Annotated in this window: 24 protein-coding genes; 8 read left to right on the top strand and 16 right to left on the bottom strand. The window is 47.4% G+C overall.

Annotation, left to right across the window (positions count from 1 at the left end; all coding sequences use genetic code 11):
- Position 1: 1 nt before the first annotated feature.
- Positions 2 to 538, bottom strand: a complete 537-nt coding sequence (gene yjgA, locus Xbed_RS12340; RefSeq protein WP_086113225.1) for a ribosome biogenesis factor YjgA — start codon at positions 536 to 538, stop codon at positions 2 to 4.
- A 198-nt stretch (positions 539 to 736) separates the two neighbouring features.
- Here yjgA and pmbA point away from each other — a divergent pair, with 198 nt between their 5' ends.
- Positions 737 to 2,080, top strand: a complete 1,344-nt coding sequence (gene pmbA / locus Xbed_RS12345; RefSeq protein WP_086113226.1) for a metalloprotease PmbA — start codon at positions 737 to 739, stop codon at positions 2,078 to 2,080.
- Between the two features lie 51 nt (positions 2,081 to 2,131).
- Here the strand turns inward: pmbA and rnk are convergent, their stop codons facing one another.
- The 13 genes from rnk to Xbed_RS12410 form a co-directional block, all read right to left on the bottom strand.
- Positions 2,132 to 2,542 (bottom strand): nucleoside diphosphate kinase regulator, encoded by a 411-nt coding sequence (gene rnk, locus Xbed_RS12350; RefSeq protein WP_086113227.1) that lies wholly within the window; start codon positions 2,540 to 2,542, stop codon positions 2,132 to 2,134.
- A gap of 206 nt (positions 2,543 to 2,748) precedes the next feature.
- The gene (gene alr, locus Xbed_RS12355; protein ID WP_086113228.1) at positions 2,749 to 3,981 is read right to left on the bottom strand and encodes an alanine racemase; all 1,233 of its coding nucleotides are present in this window, start codon (positions 3,979 to 3,981) and stop codon (positions 2,749 to 2,751) included.
- A 452-nt stretch (positions 3,982 to 4,433) separates the two neighbouring features.
- Positions 4,434 to 4,706: a PTS phosphocarrier protein NPr gene (gene npr, locus Xbed_RS12360; RefSeq protein ID WP_086113229.1), complete on the bottom strand. Its 273-nt coding sequence runs from the start codon at positions 4,704 to 4,706 to the stop codon at positions 4,434 to 4,436.
- Positions 4,707 to 4,750: 44 nt separating this feature from the next.
- Positions 4,751 to 5,602 (bottom strand): RNase adapter RapZ, encoded by an 852-nt coding sequence (gene rapZ / locus Xbed_RS12365; protein WP_086113230.1) that lies wholly within the window; start codon positions 5,600 to 5,602, stop codon positions 4,751 to 4,753.
- Positions 5,603 to 5,641: 39 nt separating this feature from the next.
- On the bottom strand, positions 5,642 to 6,109 hold the full coding sequence (gene ptsN, locus Xbed_RS12370; RefSeq protein WP_086113231.1) for a PTS IIA-like nitrogen regulatory protein PtsN: 468 nt from the start codon (positions 6,107 to 6,109) through the stop codon (positions 5,642 to 5,644).
- Between the two features lie 118 nt (positions 6,110 to 6,227).
- Positions 6,228 to 6,515, bottom strand: coding sequence for a ribosome hibernation promoting factor (gene hpf, locus Xbed_RS12375; RefSeq protein ID WP_086113232.1), 288 nt, complete (start codon positions 6,513 to 6,515; stop codon positions 6,228 to 6,230).
- 23 nt (positions 6,516 to 6,538) lie between these two features.
- Positions 6,539 to 8,035, bottom strand: coding sequence for an RNA polymerase factor sigma-54 (gene rpoN, locus Xbed_RS12380; RefSeq protein ID WP_086113233.1), 1,497 nt, complete (start codon positions 8,033 to 8,035; stop codon positions 6,539 to 6,541).
- Between the two features lie 72 nt (positions 8,036 to 8,107).
- Entirely contained in the window at positions 8,108 to 8,833 is a 726-nt protein-coding gene (gene lptB, locus Xbed_RS12385; protein WP_086113273.1) for an LPS export ABC transporter ATP-binding protein, read from the bottom strand.
- Positions 8,834 to 8,874: 41 nt separating this feature from the next.
- Complete coding sequence (lptA, locus tag Xbed_RS12390; RefSeq protein WP_086113234.1) at positions 8,875 to 9,414, bottom strand: lipopolysaccharide ABC transporter substrate-binding protein LptA; 540 nt, start codon at positions 9,412 to 9,414, stop codon at positions 8,875 to 8,877.
- A complete protein-coding gene (gene lptC / locus Xbed_RS12395; protein WP_086113235.1) occupies positions 9,395 to 9,988 on the bottom strand; it encodes an LPS export ABC transporter periplasmic protein LptC in 594 nt (197 codons plus the stop codon). Before lptC ends, lptA begins: the two co-directional genes overlap by 20 nt.
- 18 nt (positions 9,989 to 10,006) lie before the next feature.
- Positions 10,007 to 10,570 carry a 3-deoxy-manno-octulosonate-8-phosphatase KdsC gene (gene kdsC, locus Xbed_RS12400; RefSeq protein ID WP_086113236.1) on the bottom strand — a complete coding sequence of 188 codons (564 nt, stop codon included), beginning with the start codon at positions 10,568 to 10,570 and terminating at the stop codon, positions 10,007 to 10,009.
- 42 nt (positions 10,571 to 10,612) lie between these two features.
- Positions 10,613 to 11,581 (bottom strand): arabinose-5-phosphate isomerase KdsD, encoded by a 969-nt coding sequence (gene kdsD / locus Xbed_RS12405; RefSeq protein ID WP_086113237.1) that lies wholly within the window; start codon positions 11,579 to 11,581, stop codon positions 10,613 to 10,615.
- Positions 11,582 to 11,616: 35 nt separating this feature from the next.
- Positions 11,617 to 12,594 carry a calcium/sodium antiporter gene (locus Xbed_RS12410; protein WP_086113238.1) on the bottom strand — a complete coding sequence of 326 codons (978 nt, stop codon included), beginning with the start codon at positions 12,592 to 12,594 and terminating at the stop codon, positions 11,617 to 11,619.
- A gap of 231 nt (positions 12,595 to 12,825) precedes the next feature.
- On the opposite strand from Xbed_RS12410, the gene mlaF reads away from it, so the two are divergent.
- The 7 genes from mlaF to murA all read left to right on the top strand — a co-directional run bounded on the left by mlaF (position 12,826) and on the right by murA (position 17,698).
- Positions 12,826 to 13,629: a phospholipid ABC transporter ATP-binding protein MlaF gene (mlaF, locus tag Xbed_RS12415; RefSeq protein ID WP_086113239.1), complete on the top strand. Its 804-nt coding sequence runs from the start codon at positions 12,826 to 12,828 to the stop codon at positions 13,627 to 13,629.
- Between the two features lie 10 nt (positions 13,630 to 13,639).
- Positions 13,640 to 14,422: a lipid asymmetry maintenance ABC transporter permease subunit MlaE gene (gene mlaE / locus Xbed_RS12420; protein WP_086113274.1), complete on the top strand. Its 783-nt coding sequence runs from the start codon at positions 13,640 to 13,642 to the stop codon at positions 14,420 to 14,422.
- Positions 14,423 to 14,426: 4 nt separating this feature from the next.
- Positions 14,427 to 14,939, top strand: coding sequence for an outer membrane lipid asymmetry maintenance protein MlaD (mlaD, locus tag Xbed_RS12425; RefSeq protein ID WP_086113240.1), 513 nt, complete (start codon positions 14,427 to 14,429; stop codon positions 14,937 to 14,939).
- A gap of 34 nt (positions 14,940 to 14,973) precedes the next feature.
- The gene (mlaC, locus tag Xbed_RS12430; protein WP_086113241.1) at positions 14,974 to 15,603 is read left to right on the top strand and encodes a phospholipid-binding protein MlaC; all 630 of its coding nucleotides are present in this window, start codon (positions 14,974 to 14,976) and stop codon (positions 15,601 to 15,603) included.
- Between the two features lies 1 nt (position 15,604).
- Positions 15,605 to 15,958 carry a lipid asymmetry maintenance protein MlaB gene (mlaB, locus tag Xbed_RS12435; protein ID WP_086113242.1) on the top strand — a complete coding sequence of 118 codons (354 nt, stop codon included), beginning with the start codon at positions 15,605 to 15,607 and terminating at the stop codon, positions 15,956 to 15,958.
- Positions 15,959 to 16,123: 165 nt separating this feature from the next.
- Entirely contained in the window at positions 16,124 to 16,378 is a 255-nt protein-coding gene (gene ibaG, locus Xbed_RS12440) for a BolA family iron metabolism protein IbaG (RefSeq protein WP_086113243.1), read from the top strand.
- Positions 16,379 to 16,435: 57 nt separating this feature from the next.
- Positions 16,436 to 17,698: a UDP-N-acetylglucosamine 1-carboxyvinyltransferase gene (gene murA, locus Xbed_RS12445; protein ID WP_086113244.1), complete on the top strand. Its 1,263-nt coding sequence runs from the start codon at positions 16,436 to 16,438 to the stop codon at positions 17,696 to 17,698.
- Between the two features lie 122 nt (positions 17,699 to 17,820).
- Here murA and degS read toward each other — a convergent pair whose 3' ends face one another.
- Positions 17,821 to 18,879, bottom strand: coding sequence for an outer membrane-stress sensor serine endopeptidase DegS (degS, locus tag Xbed_RS12450; RefSeq protein WP_086113275.1), 1,059 nt, complete (start codon positions 18,877 to 18,879; stop codon positions 17,821 to 17,823).
- Between the two features lie 245 nt (positions 18,880 to 19,124).
- Positions 19,125 to 20,504, bottom strand: coding sequence for a serine endoprotease DegQ (gene degQ / locus Xbed_RS12460; RefSeq protein WP_086113246.1), 1,380 nt, complete (start codon positions 20,502 to 20,504; stop codon positions 19,125 to 19,127).
- Positions 20,505 to 20,621 lie beyond the last annotated feature (117 nt).

Genomic DNA, 20,621 nt, shown 5'->3' on the forward strand with positions numbered 1-20,621 from the left:
GTCACACTATTTCAGATAGCTCTTTCAGATATTGGAAAATCTGCCGGTAAGATTTCGGTGGTTTGTTGGCCGCCTTCTCTTTCCTGGCATTGCGAACCAGTGCACGAAGCTGCTGGCGATCGGTATGTGGATACAGCGCCACGACTTCTTCAAAGGCATCATCGCCTTCAACCAATTTGTCACGCAGCTCTTCCAGCTTATGCAGAATAACAACTTGCTGGTTGTGACGGTTTTTCAGTTTATCCAACGCCGTGGTGATCGGTTCAGGATCACGGGCACGCAGTAATTTGCCAATCAACTGTAATTGACGGCGTCGGCCTTCACGTTTGATTTTCTGTGCCAGTTCAATGGCTGCCAGTAAATCCTCATCCAGTGGGATCCGCTCCAGTTGGTTTTTGCTGAGTTCAACCAGCTCTAATCCCAACTTTTTCAGTATCTCAGCATCCCGCTTGATTTCACTTTTACTGACCCAGATTATCTCTTCGTCTTCCTCTTCAGCAGGATAATTGTCGAGCCAATCTTCAGGCTGCTTTGCCATAATCGTTTTCCTTCTAAAAAGGCCGGATAAGGTGCATTTTGGAACATGACCTAGCGTCCGGTGGGTGTTAACATCCTAATATTGTGTATTGTAACTGGGAAAATTGCCTGATTGCCACTCGACATTCATGTCATGAACCGGACGAAGGCATTTTTCCTGACTCATTCTCTTTTTAATTCATTGGATTACGGTTAATTAATGATAGTCACCAATCAACAAATCGCAGAGCAGCGTAAGCAACTGGAAAACGCGGTTGCCCATGCTCTGGAATTAGCGAAAGCCGGTTGTGATGCTGCGGAAGTCGCGGTCAATAAAACCACGGGGATTAGCGTCAGCACCCGTTTCAGTGAAGTCGAAAATGTTGAGTTTAACAGCGATGGCGCACTGGGGATCACCGTTTATCACCAACAGCGCAAAGGCAGTGCTTCTTCTACCGATCTCAGCCCAGAGGCGATTGCCCGTACTGTTCAGGCTGCAATTGATATCGCGCGTTATACGTCTCCTGATCCCTGCGCCGGCCCGGCGGATAAGGCATTGTTGGCATTTGAGGCTCCGGATCTGGATCTTTTCCATCCTGCGGATCTGGATGCAGAGACGGCCATTGAGTTAGCGGCTCGTGCCGAGCAAGCCTCATTGCAGGCAGATGGACGCATTACCAATACCGAGGGCGGTAGTTTCAACAGTCATTATGGTATTCGGGTGTTTGGTAATAGTCATGGCATGTTGCAAAGCTACTGTTCAAGCCGTCATTCTATGTCGAGCTGTGTGATTGCTGAACAAGATGGCAATATGGAACGCGATTATGCTTATACCGTGAGTCGCCATTTTGACGACCTGAAATCACCTGAGTGGGTTGGGCAGGAGTGTGCCCGCCGCACGCTTTCCCGTTTGGGCGCACGTAAACTGCCCACGATGAAAGCCCCGGTTATCTTTTCTGCGGAAGTGGCAACCGGATTATTCGGTCATTTGGTGGGCGCGATCAGCGGTAGCAGCATTTATCGTAAGTCTTCTTTCTTGCTGGATAGTCTGGGCAAACAGATTTTGCCTTCGTGGTTAACCATTGAAGAGCATCCTCACCTGCTGCGCGGGATGGCTTCAACGCCATTTGACAGTGAAGGTGTGCGTACAACGCCACGAGATATCATCAAAGAGGGGGTTTTACAGACTTGGCTGCTGACGTCCTATTCTGCCCGTAAGTTGGGGATAGTGAATACAGGCCATGCGGGTGGAATTCATAACTGGCAGATTGCGGGGCAAGGTCTGGATTTTGCGGGCTTGTTGCGTGAAATGGGAACCGGCCTGATCGTGACCGAACTGATGGGGCAAGGTGTGAGTGCCATTACCGGGGATTATTCCCGTGGGGCATCCGGTTTCTGGGTCGAAAATGGCGAAATTCAATATCCGGTCAGCGAGATCACCATCGCAGGCAATTTGAAAGATATGTGGGCGAATATGGTGACAATCGGTAATGATATCGAAACACGCAGTAATATTCAGTGTGGTTCGGTGTTGTTGCCGGAAATGAGTATCGCCGGTCAATAAGGGATACTCAATCAACAACAGCCAGTTCAGTATCACTGGGCTGGCTGTGAGTTAGCGGTGATATTCACCTGCGGCTTCGGGTTGGTAAAGTATTTCCAACACTTTTATCCGGGTTTTCTCGCCGTTAGGTAATTCCCAGGTGATTTCATCATTCACCCGCAAACCCAGAAGAGCAGCCCCCAAAGGCGCCATGACGGACAGATGCTTGGTGCTGTCTTTTAGGGAAGCAGGATAGACCAGTGTGCGAACCCGCTCTTCATTGCTGCCCAGATCAATAAAGCGAATTTCGCTGTTCATGGTGACAACATCGGCTGGGATATCCACCGGAGCCACGATGTCGGCTCTATCCAACTCTTCGTTCAAAGCATCCGCAATGCTGGTATTCGCAAATGCAGGTTGTTCCAACAAGGAATCTAAACGTTCGGCATCCAGCTCATTAATAATGATTTTAGGTTTTTTCATACCACGCTCCAAATTAGGCTCAATACAAAATAACACCCCCGCATCGCAAGGAGGGGGGTGTTATTTTCAAGGTGATTAAAATGATATTAGGCTGTTCTGCCGTGAAAATAAAGAGATCATGATCACGAACTGTTTTGCGTTGTTAATGAAGCAAGGCTTATCCACCGGGGGAAAAAGCACCGTCTGCCATTATATTGAGCCGCAAATTATGCGTCTGTGGTCACGATACGCGGGTTAGTTTCTCCCCAAATGGAAGACAGTTCAACAACATGCATTCCGCCCCATTTCTGAATATCAGACTGGGTGATTTCGTCGTGGCCTTGTTTACCGAAGATAACCACTTCATCGCCACTCTTCACTTCTGGCAGGTCGGTGACATCGACCATGACCGTGTTCATGGAAACGCTGCCGACAACAGGTGCACGGTGACCGTTGATCAGGACATAGGCTTTGTTTGACATGGCAGAGCTAAAACCATCAGAGAAACCCACTGGCAAATTAGCGAGTTTGGAATCACGTTTCAGAATGTAAGTGTTATCGTAGCCGACACCATTACCTTTCGGATAGGACTTAACAGAAGCAACGCGGGTTTTCATCTGAATCAATGGCTTGAATTCTGGGTGGCTGGTGGTCAAAATGCCGTACAGCGCACTCCCAACGCGCACCATGTCGAACTGAGCTTCAGGAACGCTGAGTGATGCAAAAGAGCTTGATGCGTGTAGTGTGATCTCATCCCTTTTCAGGTTGGCGGTTTTGATCAACCAAGAAGTTTGTTCTTTGAAGTTCTTAATGCTATCACGGATCGCATTCAAATCAGTGAATGCATGGTGGCTCATCATGCCGGCCAGTTTCAGGTTCGGTAACTGAGCGATTTTCAGGGCTTCTTGTTTGCCCTGTTCCGTTTTCATTTCCAATCCATTGCGGCTCATGAGGCCGGTGTTCAACATGAGATGGACGCGAATTTCTTTACCGTGTTTTTTAGCCAGGGCAGCAATGGTCTTAGCATGATCCAGATCGCCGATCATCTCTTCCATGTCATAGCCCAGCGTACTTTCGATTTCAGTTACATCAGCGGTACGGACACGTATCAGTTGCCCTTTAAAACCGCTTTCACGCACGATGCGAGCTTCTTCATTACTGGTAATCCCTACGCACGGCACGTTAGTTTTAATGATAGATGGCATCAACAGGTCGATACCATGACCATAGGCATCACCTTTCAGAATCGCACACATTTTAGTGCCTTGATTCAGGTTTTTTTGCACTGTGTGGATATTTTTTTCAAACGTGGTGGTATTGATTTCAACCCAAGCGTTGTTGTTAGTGGCAATACGTTCTGCCTGAGAGTTATCTAAAGAGAGCGCAGGCGCTGCGTGAGCAACACTTTGAAACAGGCTCAGTCCAAGAAGAATTGCCAGTGTAGTTTTATTAAAACGCATGAAGTTCATCTCCAAATTAGGATTTGTGCGTGCAATGCACTGTGTGTAAATGCGTTTTAATGATAAGTTTTTTCTAAATTGATTTCATTAACTCAACTTATTGAAAAGTAACATTTATTGTATATTGCATACTATTTATAAATAGTCAGAATAATTAACTTAGTTAATGATTTTATTTGATAGGTTTTGTTGTCGTTGAAGGATTTGTGTGCGGAATATATGAAGGTTTTTTTATCTTTTGGCAGTCTTAACGACTGATTTTATTTTTTACCGACGTATTTCGGTGTCAATAGGTGGTGATACGGGGAACAATAAATAGCAAGACAGACTGCTGTTTAATATTTTCTGTCTTGATTGAACTCAACATTTTATTGGGTGTCAGTTTGATAGGAAGAGGGTGGTCGATACGGGTACTGTGTGCAATGGAAGTGTATAAGAGGTTGGAACCGCTTTTATGTTTCGTCAAAGCCGGAACTAAATAGCGCAATGATGGCCGCCATGGCTTGCTGTTCATCAGGCCCTGTGGCCTCAACTTCAATATAGCTGCCTTGTTCGGAATCCAGCATCAGCATGGCAATGACGCTGTGGGCTTCGGCTTGGATATGACTGCTATTGCGCAGAATGACCTGCGATTGAAATTGCTGCACAAGATCATGCAGTTTCATCGCAGGCCGGGCATGCATTCCCAGTCGGTTTTTTATTTCGAGTTGCTGTTTGACGGTCATGCTTTTCTTTATGGGTTGATTGATCGCGTTATTTGGGTTGTTCCCTATTTGCGTTTTTCCAGTGTACGGTGGCGAGATTGCACGTTCTTGCCACGGGAACGGAAATAATCAGCCAATTGTTCAGCAACGTAAACGGAACGGTGTTTACCCCCGGTACAGCCGATGGCGACGGTCAGGTAACTGCGGTTATTGGTTTCCAGCATCGGTAGCCAGAGTTCGAGATAGCTGCGCGTTTGGTAAATGAAGTTATGCACTTCTGTATGACGATCCAAAAATGCGGCAACAGGACGATCTAATCCCGTCATTGGGCGCAGTTTAGGGTCCCAGTGGGGGTTTGGCAGGAAACGCACGTCGAAAACATAGTCTGCGTCAATCGGGATGCCATGTTTGAAGCCAAAAGATTCAAATACCATGGTCAGTTCCCGTTCCCGTTTGCCCAATAAACGTGTCCTGAGCATCTCTGCCAGTTCATGGACCGACATTTCAGAAGTATCGATGATCAAATCGGCGCGTGAACGCAGGGGTTCAAGGAGATCACTTTCCTGATCAATCGCACTTTCCAGGGACAGGTTTTTGCTTGATAGCGGGTGTAAACGGCGAGTGTCACTATAGCGACGGATCAGGGTATTACGATCCGCATCAAGAAACAGTAATTGTGGTGAAAAGCTATCCGGTAGTTGCGTCAGGGCTTGTTCGAAAACTTCCGGCGATTCCGGCATGTTTCTGACATCAATGCTAACCGCTGCCGAAATATCGCGTTCAACCAGCGTGTTTGCCAGTTCTGGCAGCAACACGACCGGTAGGTTATCCACGCAATAGAAGCCCATATCTTCCAGCGCACGCAGAGCAACGGATTTTCCAGAACCTGAACGACCACTGACTATCATCAGCACCATGAGGAGACTCCCCTAAATGTTTATAATTGTAATCGCTATTTATTCAGTAATGATATTGTATAGTTCTTCGTCACTCTGTGCGGAGCGCAGACGACGGCAGAGACTTTTATCTGCAAGGCGCTTTGCAATCAATGATAGTGAGTGTAAATGGGTTTGACACTGGTCTGATGGCACCAATAAAGCGAACAGTAAGTCAACAGGTTGATTATCTATAGCATCAAAGGTGATGGGGTGTTCCAGATGTAAAAATACGCCAACGGCATTTTTTGCACATTCTTTGTCCAATTTTCCGTGTGGGATTGCAATTCCATTGCCAATACCCGTTGTCCCCACTTTTTCGCGGGAAAGGATAGCTTCGAATACGGTGTTTTCCGGTAATCCAAGCTGTTTTGATGCCAGCTCACTGATAATCTCTAAAGCTCGCTTTTTACTCGAACAGGGAACGTTGTTACGTGTACATTCGGGTGAAAGCACTGAGCTTAGTGGTAAATCTGTTTCGTTGTTCATTTCTTTATTCACTTAGGGCCTTGTTATACCAGATGCCTGAGTGCGGCATCCGGTATTGATGCACTGTTTCTAGATAGAACAGCCGTAATTCTATAACGGCCCCGTTGCCTGAAAGCTGTTAATGTTGTTTCAATTTACTTTTGTGTTTGGTCAATTGACGTGCCAGCTTATCTGCCAGTGCATCAATTGCCGCATACATGTCTTCATGCTCTGAGGTAGCATGCAACTCACCTCCATTAATATGAACGGTGGCTTCGGCAATTTTCTGTACCTTTTCCACCCGGAGGATGACCTGAATGAGATTAATCTTATCGAAATATTGATCCAGTTTGCCGCATTTGGTGTTCACCATGTTGCGCAATGCTTCTGTGATTTCAATATTGTGGCCTGTAACGTTGAGTTGCATGGTGTTTTCCTTCTCTATGTTGTTCAAACCAGTTCTTTACGTTGGTTTGAAGGCGGGATGGATAACGACTCTCTATATTTTGCGACAGTCCGACGCGCCACCTGAATGCCCTGTTCAGCCAATATACTGGTTAATTTACTGTCACTCAGTGGCTTGGCCGGGTTTTCTGCCGCGACCAGTTTTTTCACCAGGGCACGTATTGCGGTAGAAGAAGCCTCGCCTCCGCTATCGGTATTGACGTGACTGGAGAAAAAATATTTAAGTTCAAAAATTCCTCGTGGGCTATACAGATATTTCTGTGTTGTCACACGGGAAATGGTGGATTCATGCATGTCAACCTGATAGGCGATATCAGCCAGTACCAGCGGTTTCATGTGTTCTTCACCCTGTTCAAAAAAATCTTGTTGCCGTTCGACAATGCAGCTTGCGACTTTCAATAATGTCTCATTGCGGCTTTCGAGACTTTTTATCAGCCACTTGGCCTCTTGCAAATTATTGCGAATGAACAGACTGTCGCTCTCATTATGGGCCTGCTGCCCCAAGGCCGCATAGTGCTGGTTGATGCGCAGACGGGGGATGCTATCGGTATTTAGCCTGACTTGCCAGTTTTCATTTTCTTTTTGCACCAACACATCCGGAATAACATACTCGGATTCACCGGTGTTGACGATCAGCCCGGGTTTCGGCTCCAGTGACTGAATAATATCAATGGCACCTTTTAAGCTGCTTTCTTTTAATTTGCTCCGACGCAATAAGTTACGAAAGTCCCGGTTACCCAGTAATTCAAGGTACTTGCTGACAACGAGTCTGGCGTCGTTCAGGTGGGCGGTCTCTGACGGTAGCATGGAAAGCTGGATAAGCAGGCATTCACGTAGGTCACGGGCAGCGACCCCGATGGGGTCAAAATGCTGTATGCGCTTGAGAACGGTTTCAACTTCTTCCAGAGTGAGCTGATCCTCATCCATACCTATGCTGGCAAGAATTTCTTCGGTAGAAACGGTCAGGTAACCCGTATCATCAATCGCATCAATAATTGAAGTGGCAATGGCGGAATCTGTTTCGGTAAACGGCGTTAATCCGGCCTGCCACATCAGATAATCTTGCAGTGTCTCGGTGGTTTCTCCCTGATAAACGGGAGAGTCATCAATCCCGTAGTCACCGCTGGTTCCGGAAAGTGCGCCAGCGGTGTAAATTTCATCCCAGTGAGTATCCAGAGGCAGATCTTCAGGCATGTTATTTTGTTCAAGTGCTTCACGGGTATCCATTGCTGCTGTTTCAACATCGGATGCATGAAGCTCCTGACTCTCCATTTGCTGGTGATCCATTTGCTGGCTATCCATTTCCTGAATATCCACTTCCTGATGCAGATCATCCTGTTCAAGCAGAGGGTTGGTTTCCAGCGCCTGCTGGATCTCCTGCTGAAGATCAAGCGTGGAAAGTTGCAACAAACGGATGGCTTGCTGGAGCTGGGGCGTCATCGCCAATTGCTGACTGAGCCTGAGTTGCAAACTTTGCTTCATAGCGTTACTGCTTTCTCCTTACCTGGCTTGAAGGGTTCCCTGCACGGCGTCTGGCTGACAAAAGCATGAGGATTAAAGGCGGAAACCTTCACCCAGATAGACGCGCTTGACCTGTTCGTTATTCAGGATTTCATCAGGAGTACCGTGGGCAATCAAGTGGCCTTGACTAACAATATAAGCACGCTCGCAAACATCCAATGTTTCACGGACATTGTGATCCGTGATCAGGACACCCAATCCGCAATCCCGCAGGTGTTGAATAATCTTTTTAATATCCAGTACGGAAATGGGATCAACACCTGCGAAAGGTTCGTCCAACAGGATGAATTTGGGGTCGGCTGCCAGCGCACGGGCTATTTCCACACGGCGGCGTTCACCGCCGGAGAGTGATTGCCCAAGGCTATCACGCAGGTGAGCGATATGAAATTCTTCCATCAACTCTTCTGCCCGCGCTTTGCGTTGTTCCTGATTGAGATCTTTGCGGATCTCAAGGACGGCCATCAAATTGTCCAATACACTCAGACGACGGAAAATCGAGGCTTCCTGCGGCAGGTAGCCGATCCCGCGACGGGCGCGTTCATGCAGGGGCAGCAGACTGATGTCCTCTCCATCAATGGTAATGGAACCCGCATCACGCGGAACAATGCCGACCACCATGTAGAACGTGGTGGTTTTACCTGCGCCATTGGGGCCAAGCAAGCCCACAATTTCGCCTGATTTTACTTTTAGGCTGACATCCTCAACGACCTTACGGCCCTTATAGGCTTTTGCCAGATTTTCTGCGTTCAGTATTGCCATATCTGTGTTTAGTGTAGACATCATAGTATTGCCATAAGTCGTTATTTATGCTTTTTAGGAACATCAGCGCCAGGGGCTTTTTCCTGTAGCTGGGCAGGCAACAGGACAGTGGTGACACGTTTACCTTTATCACTAAAGGCTTCCATCTGTTGTGTTGGTACCAGATAGGTGATCTTATCGCCCTTGATGTTACTGTCTAGCTGTTCAAGATAGGCGTTACCGGTCAATGTAATCAGCTCGTTATCCATCTCATAGCGCATCTTTGATGCGTGCCCTTTGATGGGCTTGCCATCATCCTGCAATTGGTAGAAAGTCGCCGGGTTACCGTAAGCCTCCATCACCGTCTTATTCGAGTCCCCGTTCGGGCGGGTGACAACGACTTTGTCAGCATGAATATCGATCGAGCCTTGTTTTACAACAACACTGTCCGTAAATGTGGCAACATTTCCCGTTAAATCCAGAGACTGTCTCGCCGAGTCGATGGTAATCGGTTTTTTCGTATCATCTTTCAAGGCCAATACCGGCAAGCTAACGGCAAAAAGTGTACTGGCAATAGCGGTATTACGGATTAGGTTGTTCATGTGGAATCTCATAGTGAGTAGTCACCTTTTCAATCAGTTCAGCAGTTTTATTTCTCAGATTGCCACGCATTTTCATGCCAACAGATTTTATCCCGACACCGGTGAGGGTGACTTGGTCATCGGATGCGACATCTTGTGTTGTGAGATTGACGGTCGCATTATCTGTTGTGATCCGTTGCAATTGTGACGCGTCGGTCAGGCTATCCACTTGGACATCCCCATACAGGTAGAGCATTTTGTCATTGGTTAGTTTGGCTTGATTGGCTCGTACTGTCCATGTGTCTACTGGGGTTCCTGGGTGGCTATTGGGATCAAATGTTGTCAATACGGGATTGGTAAACCAGGTCAGTTTCGTTGTTGCATAGTTTTTGACATCATCCGCAACCAGCTTGTAAACCAGTTTACCTTCCGGATCATAAACAAAAGTCGTGGCCTCCCGTGTTTGATAAGTGGGATAACCATCATCTACGACGGGGGATGAAGTATCATCATTGACATGCGATAAATTCCAGCCAATCAGCGCAAGCGCGATCAGTACCAGTATTGCGATCAGCCAGGATTGAATTTTGCTCATTCTTTTTTCAATTTTAATTTATATGGATAACCCTTTGGCACCTTCCAGCTTATTCTGAGCGAAGAGCACCAAATCACAAAGTTCCCTGACTGCACCACGACCACCGGCAATCCGGGTGACATAATCAGCCTTTGGCAACAGCAGTGGATGAGCATCAGCAACCGCGGCAGATAACCCAACCTGCACCATGACAGGCCAGTCAATCAGGTCATCACCTATATAGGCAACTTGATCTGGCTGTAACGCTAGTTTATCCAACAGTTCCTGATACGCCAAAATCTTATCGTTCTGGCCTTGGTAAAGATAGGTAATGCCTAATGTTTTTGCGCGATCCTCCAGCAATTTTGCTTTGCGGCCAGTAATGATGGCAACTTCAATGCCGGAAGTGATTAAACAACGAATGCCATAGCCATCACGGACATTAAAGGTTTTCAGCTCTTCCCCTTCGTTGCCCATATAAATCAGCCCATCAGACATCACGCCATCAACATCACAAATCAGAAGACGAATGTGACTGGCTTTTTCGATAATTTCTTTGCTAACCGGACCATAACAGGTGTCCAGATACTCTTTTTGACTCATTAAGGCATTCTCTTAAGGTTTTTTGCACTTAGTTTAATGGTTTTATACGACGCCGGCTTGTAAAAGGTCGTGCATATGCAATACGCCAAGCAATTTGTCTCCTTCTGTCACCAGCAGGGAAGTAATGTGGCGCGACTGCATCAAATTTAATGCGTCAACGGCCAGTGCATTGGGCTTGATTCGTATCCCCCCGGCGGTCATAACATCAGCGATTTTTGCATGGTTTAAATCGATACCCATATCGAAAACACGGCGTAAATCCCCATCGGTAAAAATCCCGTTGATCTGCATGTCATCATCGCAGATAACCGTCATACCCAGCTTCTTGCGAGTGATTTCCAACAACGCTTCACGTAACGTCGCAGTACGGGGAACCCGGGGAATATCATCACCCGTGGTCATTAAATCACTGGTCAACAACAGGAGCTTGCGTCCCAATGTGCCACCGGGATGGGAAAGCGCGAAATCCTCAGCAGTAAAACCACGGGCTTGCAACAGGGCAACGGCCAGGGCATCTCCCATCACGAGCGTTGCGGTGGTGCTGGTGGTCGGAGCCAGCCCCAATGGGCAAGCCTCTTGTGGGGTTTTAATGCACAAATGGATGTCGGCGGCTTTTCCCATACTGCTGTTATGATGATTTGTCATGCAGATCAGCGGGACTTTTTGTCGCTTGAGAACAGGAACCAACGCCAGAATTTCATTCGCTTCACCGGAGTTGGAGATAGCCAGAACGATATCTTTTGCGGTTACCATGCCGAGATCACCGTGGCTGGCCTCGCCGGGATGGACAAAGAAAGAGGGAGTGCCCGTGCTGGCAAAGGTTGCTGCGATTTTTCGCCCGATGTGGCCGGATTTACCCATTCCCATGACAATGACTTTTCCTTCACAGCCAAACATCAATTCACAGGCCCGGCTGAAATCGTCATTGATGTATTGCTCCAGACCTGCCAGCCCGTCGAGTTCGATCTGTAATACTTTTTTACCTGCTTGCTGAAAATCGATCTTAGGCATTTTTATTTCCCTCTCTTTTCCCATTCAATCGGCAATTAATGAGTACCGTAATAATTAGAAACAAAAAGTACGACAAAATAAATGATAAAACAGCTTAATAACAGGATGCCGTTTAATCGGTTCAATCGATGTTTTCTTCCCAGACAGAATACCGTGAATAATAGACTGGCTGCCATCATGACCCAAAAATCCCGGGAAAAGGCTTCCGGGGATATGACGCTGGGGGAAAGGATGGCGGGAATACCCAATACGAGGGTAATATTGAACACATTAGAGCCAATGATACTGCCTATCGCCATATCATTCTCACCTTTTATGGCTGCAGCAATGGCCGTGGCGAGTTCAGGCAAACTGGTTCCCACGGCAAGGATGGTCAGGCCGATGATCAGTTCGCTGACGCCATAAATACGGGCAATCACGGTTGCGTTGTCAATGACCATGCGGGTAGCAATGGGGAGAATAATTAAACCCAAAACCACCCAAAGCAGTGCAATCCCCTTGTTGCCTTCGACAGGCAATTCTGCATTTCGTTCCTGAGTATAACTATCACCACCATCATCCTGGGATAACGCCGTCATTTTGATCATCAGGGCGATGAAGAAGAGGGCTGAAAGCAACAGCAGGATACCATCCAGACGGCTCAGATAGTTGTTGGACAGCATATAGCCTGCAAATGCGGTGATCACTATCATCAGAGGCACTTCCCGCCGCAGGATATTGGATTTCACCGTGATTGGCCGAATGAAAGCCGCAGCGCCCGTAATCAGCAACAGGTTAGTAATATTGGAACCAATGGCATTGCCCACGGCCATGTCCGGCAGACCGTCTGAAATTGCTGTGATAGACACCATGAGTTCTGGTAGTGAGGTTCCGATACCCATAATGATCAAGCCAATAACAAATGGCGAAATTTTCAGGGCGCGGGCAAAAACCGCAGCACCATAAACCAATCTATCGGAACCATATACTAGTAAAATCAACCCGGTAATAAGCAGTAAAATAGTCAGAAACATGGGGGCGCCTTAAATAAAATTCATTTCGAGCATAATGCTAATAATGGTTGATTTCTAAACATGAAATGTTTATTCAGCTAGACTTATACATTCTGACGGTCAAGAGATAAAAAGTAAAATTTGTCGCAACTTTGCTAACGCAAATTGGGCAATTTTTTTGTAGTATGCATCATGGTGTATTTAAATACAGTAACAAAGACAGTTCTATTCAATGGTTAGGGGCTATCAATAATGAGTCAACAAACGGCAAATCTAATTGAGATCTGCGGTATGTATTTCACCCGAGGTCAACGCCCGATTTTTGCTGATATTAATCTGACCGTCCCGAAAGGAAAAGTTACCGCCATCATGGGGCCTTCCGGTATTGGAAAAACCACCTTGCTGCGTCTGATTGGCGGGCAAATTCGCCCTGAGCGCGGTGAAATCTGGTTTGATGGCGATAATATTCCCGCGTTGTCCCGTCCACGCCTTTATGCTGCCCGCAAGAAAATGAGCATGTTATTTCAGTCAGGGGCATTGTTTACTGATCTGAATGTTTTTGACAATGTGGCTTTTCCCTTGCGCGAGCATACCCAACTGCCTGAAGCGTTGATTCACACCACCGTAATGATGAAATTAGAAGCGGTGGGGCTGCGTGGGGCTGCGCACTTGATGCCATCAGAACTGTCTGGTGGCATGGCAAGGCGAGCGGCACTGGCGAGGGCAATCGCACTCGATCCTGACTTAATCATGTTTGATGAACCGTTCGTCGGTCAAGACCCGATCACGATGGGGATTTTGGTCAAGCTGATCGATGAGCTTAACCACGCGCTTGGTGTTACGTGTGTCGTGGTTTCCCACGATGTGCCTGAAGTCCTGAGTATTGCTGACTATGCTTATATTGTGGCTGAACGGCAAGTGATTGCAGAAGGGACTCCGGAACAACTGAAAACGAATCAGGATCAACGGGTACGGCAATTTCTTGATGGCATCGCTGATGGGCCTGTACCTTTCCGTTTCCCTGCCGGGGATTACAAAACTGAGTTATTAGGATAATGGAATGTTGATGTTAATACGGGCATTGGCTGCGTTGGGCCGGCGTATGATTGAGGCTACGGCTTCATTCGGTCGTGCGGGTTTCATGCTGTTCAGTGCAATTATGGGTAAGCCTGAGCCTGCCAGACAATGGGGACTATTGCGTCAGCAGCTTTATAGCGTGGGTGTGCAATCTTTGCTGATTATTGTGGTTTCAGGGTTGTTTATCGGTATGGTTCTGGCATTGCAGGGTTATCTGGTTCTGACGACATTTAGTGCTGAGGGCAGCCTCGGCATGATGGTGGCGTTATCACTGTTGCGTGAACTGGGACCTGTCGTGACTGCGCTGTTATTTGCGGGACGAGCCGGTTCAGCCCTGACCGCAGAAATTGGACTGATGAAAGCCACGGAACAGATTTCCAGCCTGGAAATGATGGCCGTTGACCCGCTGCGTCGAGTCATTGCCCCACGCTTTTGGGCGGGTTTTATCAGTATGCCTTTGCTGTCGCTGATTTTTGTTGCTGTTGGGATCATGGGCGGCGCGATAGTCGGTGTAGATTGGAAAGGCATTGATGGAGGCTTTTTCTGGTCGTCCATGCAATCAGCGGTGGAATGGCAAAAAGACTTGCTTAACTGTTTTCTCAAAAGTGTCGCTTTTGCCATCACAGTAACGTGGATTGCTCTGTTTAATGGTTATGACGCTATCCCAACATCAGAAGGGATCAGCAGGGCAACGACGCGCACCGTAGTTCATGCGTCGTTGGCGGTATTGGGTTTGGATTTTGTGCTGACGGCACTGATGTTTGGGAACTAATTTGATGCAAAACAAGAAAAATGAAATTTGGGTTGGGGCTTTTGTCTTGATTGCGCTGGCTGCAATTATTTTCTTATGTCTGAAAGTGGCGGATATCCGATCTTTCGGCAGTCAGCCAACCTATCGGGTATATGCGGCCTTTGACAATATCGGTGGCCTGAAAGTGCGTTCACCGGTGAAAATTGGTGGCGTGGTGATTGGTCGTGTGCAAAAAATCTGGCTGGATCACAAGACCTATACCCCACAAGTTGAACTGGATATTTTCACGCAATACGACAATATACCCAATACCAGCTCGCTTTCTATCCGAACCGCCGGATTGCTGGGTGAACAATATATTGCACTCAATATCGGGTTTGATGACCCTGATTTAGGCTCTGCCATCTTGCAAGACGGGGATAAGATTGAAGATACCAAGTCAGCGATAGTACTTGAAGATTTGATAGGTCAGTTCTTGTATAAGAGTGGTAGCGGAAATCAGGAACCCTCCGCTTCGACATCTGGACAAGCCCATTAACCAGTAAACCACCGTATTAGGAGAGATAACAGTTATGTTTAAGCGATTACTCATGGTTGCGCTGCTTGTGGTTGCGCCATTGGCCAGCGCTACGGATCAAACCAATCCCTATGCCCTGATGAAAGATGCGGCAGAAAAAACGTTTACCCGCTTGGCGAATGATCAGCCACAGATCCGGGCGAATCCAGACATTTTGCGTCAGATTGTGCGTCAAGAATTGTTGCCTTATGTGCAAATAAAATATGCGGGGGCACTCGTACTGGGTCCTTATTACAAACAAGCGACACCTGAGCAGCGTGACGTTTATTTTAAGGCGTTTGAGTCCTATCTGGAGCAAGCCTATGGTCAGGCTTTGGCGATGTATCATGGGCAAAATTACCAAATCGCCCCAGAGCAGCCATTGGATGACAAAAACATCGTGGCTATCCGGGTCACCATTACGGATGCTAACGGCCAGCCGCCGGTTCGTTTGGATTTCCAATGGCGCAAAAACAGTAAAACGGGTTACTGGCAGGCTTACGACATGATTGCCGAAGGCGTGAGTATGATCACAACCAAACAGAATGAGTGGGCGGATATCCTGCGCCAGAAAGGGATTGATGGACTGACTGAGCAATTGGCCATCAGCGCGAAAACCCCGATCACGTTAGAAAAGAAAAATTGATATGGAAAAAGGGACTCTTGATAGCGGCACTGTCGGCACAGAAACGGCCAATCAGGACACAGTAAGCTGGGAAAAAACGGGAAATACTCTGTTTCTGCAAGGAACATTGGATCGTGACAGCTTACTTCCTCTTTGGCAACAAAAAGACCGTGTACTGGAGGACGTCGATAATATTGATGTTTCTCAGCTTAATCATGTGGATTCCACCGGGTTGGCTCTTTTTGTGCGCCTAAAAGGAGAGTTTCAGCAAAATGGCAGAATTCTGACACTTTCAGGTGTGGGAGAACGTCTGGAAACGTTGATCACCCTGTATGGTCTGCAAAGTCTTCTGGGCAATAACCCGCCCAAAGCGTAATCTCCCTTTCGATAATCAGCGCCCTTGTAAGTGATCATCTTACAGGGGCGTTTTTCTTTGGTTTAAGAGTCGTCTGGATTCCATTAGGATAGGCATCTACTATTATTTTTTAACGACGTTCTTTTTTCAACGACGTTCTTTTTTAACGGCGAATGTGAGCAATTTATGGATACTGATGAAATTAAAAAAGTGCTGATAGAAAATTTAGCACTTGATGAAGCTATCGTTAGCGGTGATGGCAGCCATTTTCAGGTTATTGCCGTCGGGGCAATTTTTGATGGCCTGAGCCGTGTCAAACAACAGCAGACTGTTTACGCTCCTCTGATGGAATACATCGCGGATAACCGCATTCATGCGTTGTCAATCAAAGCCTATACACCTGAACAGTGGCAACGTGACCGCAAACTTCAGGGATTTTGAGGCTGTTGGCTTCGCCGCGAACAGCACAATTTGAATTAAACAAGAGGATCATGACAGATGGATAAATTTCGTGTGAAAGGGCCTACCTGCCTGTCGGGAGAGGTGACTATTTCCGGGGCAAAAAATGCCGCCTTACCAATTATGTTCGCCGCGTTGCTGGCAGAAGAACCTGTTGAATTACAGAATGTTCCTGAATTGAAAGATATTGATACCACCATCAAATTGCTTAATCGCCTGGGAACAAAAGTAGAACGCAATGGCTCCGTTTTTGTTGATGCCAGTGGGGTCAACGAATATTGTGCGCCTTATGAGCTGGTTAAGACAATGCGGGCCTCCATTTGGGCATTGGGGCCGCTGGTGGCGCGATTTGGTCAGGGACAAGTCTCTTTGCCGGGCGGCTGTGCTATTGGGGCACGCCCCGTTGATCTCCATATATCCGGGCTGGAGCAACTCGGTGCGAAAATCGTGCTGGACGAAGGTTATGTCAAAGCCTCTGTGGATGGTCGTTTGAAAGGTGCCAGCATTGTCATGGATAAAGTCAGTGTTGGGGCAACCGTGACGATTATGACGGCGGCAACTTTGGCGGAAGGCACCACGACGATTGAGAATGCAGCGCGTGAACCGGAAATTGAAGATACGGCTAATTTCCTCAATACATTGGGAGCAAAAATCAGTGGCGCAGGTACTGATCGCATTGTGATTGAAGGGGTTGAACGTTTAGGGGGTGGCGTCCATCGCGTGCTGCCTGATCGTATTGAAACAGGAACTTTCCTGGTGGCTGCCGCGATTTCCCGTGGCAAAGTGATTTGCCACCATGCCAAACCCGATACACTGGATGCCGTTTTAGCGAAATTGCGTGAAGCGGGTGCGGATATCAAAGTGGGAGAGGATTGGATTAGCCTTGATATGCACGGCCAGCGTCCTAAAGCAGTCACATTCCGCACCGCCCCGCATCCGGGCTTTCCGACAGATATGCAAGCGCAATTCAGCCTGCTGAATATGGTTGCAGAGGGGGCAGGAATGATTACTGAAACTATCTTTGAAAATCGCTTTATGCATATCCCTGAGTTAATTCGCATGGGCGCGCGGGCAGAAATCGAGAGCAATACCGTGCTGTGCCTCGGTGTTGAAACATTGTCGGGTGCTCAGGTGATGGCGACGGACTTGCGTGCCTCTGCCAGTTTAGTGCTGGCTGGTTGTATTGCAGAAGGGATCACCGTTGTCGATCGTATTTATCATATCGACCGGGGTTACGAGCACATTGAAGATAAGCTGCGTGGCCTTGGGGCGAATATTGAGCGCATTAAGTCAACGGATTAAACGGAATTAATGCCTTCCCTCGCCTCATATAGGGAGAGGTGAGGGAAGCTGAAAATATACTTTTTACTTTTCTTTCACGTACCGCTCAGGTTTTGAGTGCGTGGATTTTCAGGATACCCATTTTATTCGCCGTCAAATTCATCAATGGTGACGTTTAGCGTGAGGGTCGTTCCATTGCGCAATACGGTGACGGGGACAACGCTGCCCGGATGGATCTCTGCAACTTTATCCATCGTTTCAGTTGGTGAAATGGCCGGTTGGTGATTGACGTTGGTAATGATATCTCCCACCTTGATCCCGGCTTTTTCGGCCGGGCCACCCGGAGCAACCTGAAAAACCCGCATGCCTTGTATTTGATTGATATTGCTGCCTGATGAACGGATATAGGGCAGCTCTCTGGCCGTGATACCGATATATCCCCTAATGACCCGCCCATCACGGATCAATTTCTGCATGATGGTGGTAGCCAGTTTGGTTGGAATGGCAAACCCCAATCCTTCAGGTGTAGTACCAAACTCTGACTTATCAAATGTTAACGTATTGATGCCGACTAACTCTCCCTGCGTATTGACCAGAGCACCCCCAGAGTTGCCCTGATTAATTGAGGCATCGGTTTGCAGGAAATTTTGGCGGCGTGTTGGGCTGAGTCCAACCCGCCCGGTTGCACTAATAATGCCTTGCGTGATGGTTTGTCCTAAATTGTACGGATTGCCGATAGCCAGCACGATATCGCCTACATGAGCGACACGTTTGGGATTGATTGGGATCACAGGGAGATCTGTGGCGTTAATTTTCAGGACTGCCAAATCTGTTGGGCCATCTGAGCCGACTAACAGCGCTTCATAAAAACGCCCGTCTTGCAGGGCGACGATGATCGAACCTGCCTTATTGATGACATGCTTATTCGTCAGAATATAGCCCCGTTCGCTCATAATGACACCAGAACCTAAGGGGCGAAGTTCCCGGCTTTCATGAGATAAGCTACCCATACTGCTGCTATAGATATTGACAACCGCAGGTGCAGCGCGCCGAACGCCCTGACTAAAACTGTAAATTTCATTACTGGAGTTATCGCGCAGGAGGTTTTTCAAGCCATTGGGTTGCAGGGAAGGGATGGAGATCAGCAAAATGGCTGCAATCAATAAACCTATTAGTATAGAGCGCAATAACTTGATCAGCATGGCATTATTCAGTAATAAATGATTAAAAGAAGAATAGCATAGAAGCGGACAGACACAGTTATTATGCTGTGTCTGTCGTATACCCGCCATACTTCAAGTTGCCTCTTTGTTGGCTACGCTCACTCACCCCGGTTACCGTCTTTATAAACATAGAGTTAGCTATGCTCCCGGGGATGAGATTCTTTGCCGCCGCGATGCAACTCGAATTATTTTGGGTATAGATATTTTAGTTAATATTAAATTGATTAATTACGTAGCAATAGATAAACGTTATCGTCACCACGCAAAACGTTCAGTGCGATAACAGAAGGTTTACCCTCAGTGACTTTGCGTAATTCACTAATACTCCGCACGCGAACATTATTGGCACCAACAATTAAGTCATCTTTCTGCAAACCAGATATTGCCGCAGGCGAATTTTGGGCAATGGAGTCCACCTTGATGCCTTGAGTGCTTTTTACGGTGGCATTGCTCAGGGTTGCACCTTGCAGGGCCACACTCAGTTTTTCTGCTTTGGTTGACTGACCATCACTGTTATCCAATGTTACGCTGACTTCGAGCGGCTTTCCTTTTCGCAGCAGACCAATTTTAACGTCTTTGCCGGGAACTGTTGTACCAATCTTCGCCCGCAACTCAGCGAAACTATTGATTCTCTTGCCATCAAAGGAAACCAGAACATCACCGGGCTTGATACCTGCTTTAGCGGCTGCCGATTTAGGGATCACTTCGCTGACAAACGCTCCCTGTTGTGCATCAATGCTGAGTGCCTTAGCAATATCGGCAGTCATTTCGGTGCCTTTTATACCGAGTATGCCACGTTTGACTTCTCCATTGGCAATGAGCTGTGCCGAGAGGTTTTTGGCCATATTACTTGGGATAGCAAAACCGATACCGACGTTACCACCGCCCGGAGCGATAATGGCGGTGTTAATACCGACTAACTCCCCTTTCAGGTTAATCAGCGCCCCACCGGAGTTACCACGGTTAATTGAGGCATCGGTCTGGATAAAGTTTTCCAGACCTTCCAAATTCAGTCCACTACGGCCAAGAGCGGAAATGATCCCGGATGTCACGGTCTGCCCCAGCCCAAATGGATTGCCGATGGCAACGGCATAATCCCCGACGCGCAGTTGGTCGGAATCCGCGAATTTGATGACAGTCAGATTCTTGGCATCTTTTAGCTGTAAAAGTGCGATGTCAGTTTGTGGATCGCGCCCAACCAGTTTTGCGGAGTATTCGCGGCCATCGTTTAATTGGACACGTATTTTATCTGCATTTTCGACAACATGACTATTCGTCAGCACATAGCCTTTATCTGAATCAATGATAACGCCAGATCCTAACCCCTTGAATGGACGGCTTCGCTGTTCTTGCGGAGGAAAAGCGGGTCCAAAGAAGAATTGGAAATCTTCAGGTAATTGAAGTTGTTGGTTTTGTATTTCAGTACCCGAAACATGCACAGTGACAACAGAAGGAAGCACTTTTTCCAGCATGGGGGCGAGACTGGGTAACCCTTGGGAGGCTACGGCAGCAGGTAATGCCGCATTACTTACCACTGGAATTGAAGCTAAAGACAGTCCAATACTGATAGCGAGTGCGCTGAGCAATGTGTTTTTTCTTTTCATTGAATACGTTCTCTTAATGCTTAAGCCAGAAAAAGGGAATCGTACTTAAGAGACCTATCCTGTCGGGGCGTTTTACTGTCCCGGAAATTACGCTTATCGGGATAGGTTCCAAGCATA

The organism is Xenorhabdus beddingii (assembly GCF_002127545.1).
Lineage (GTDB): Bacteria > Pseudomonadota > Gammaproteobacteria > Enterobacterales > Enterobacteriaceae > Xenorhabdus > Xenorhabdus beddingii.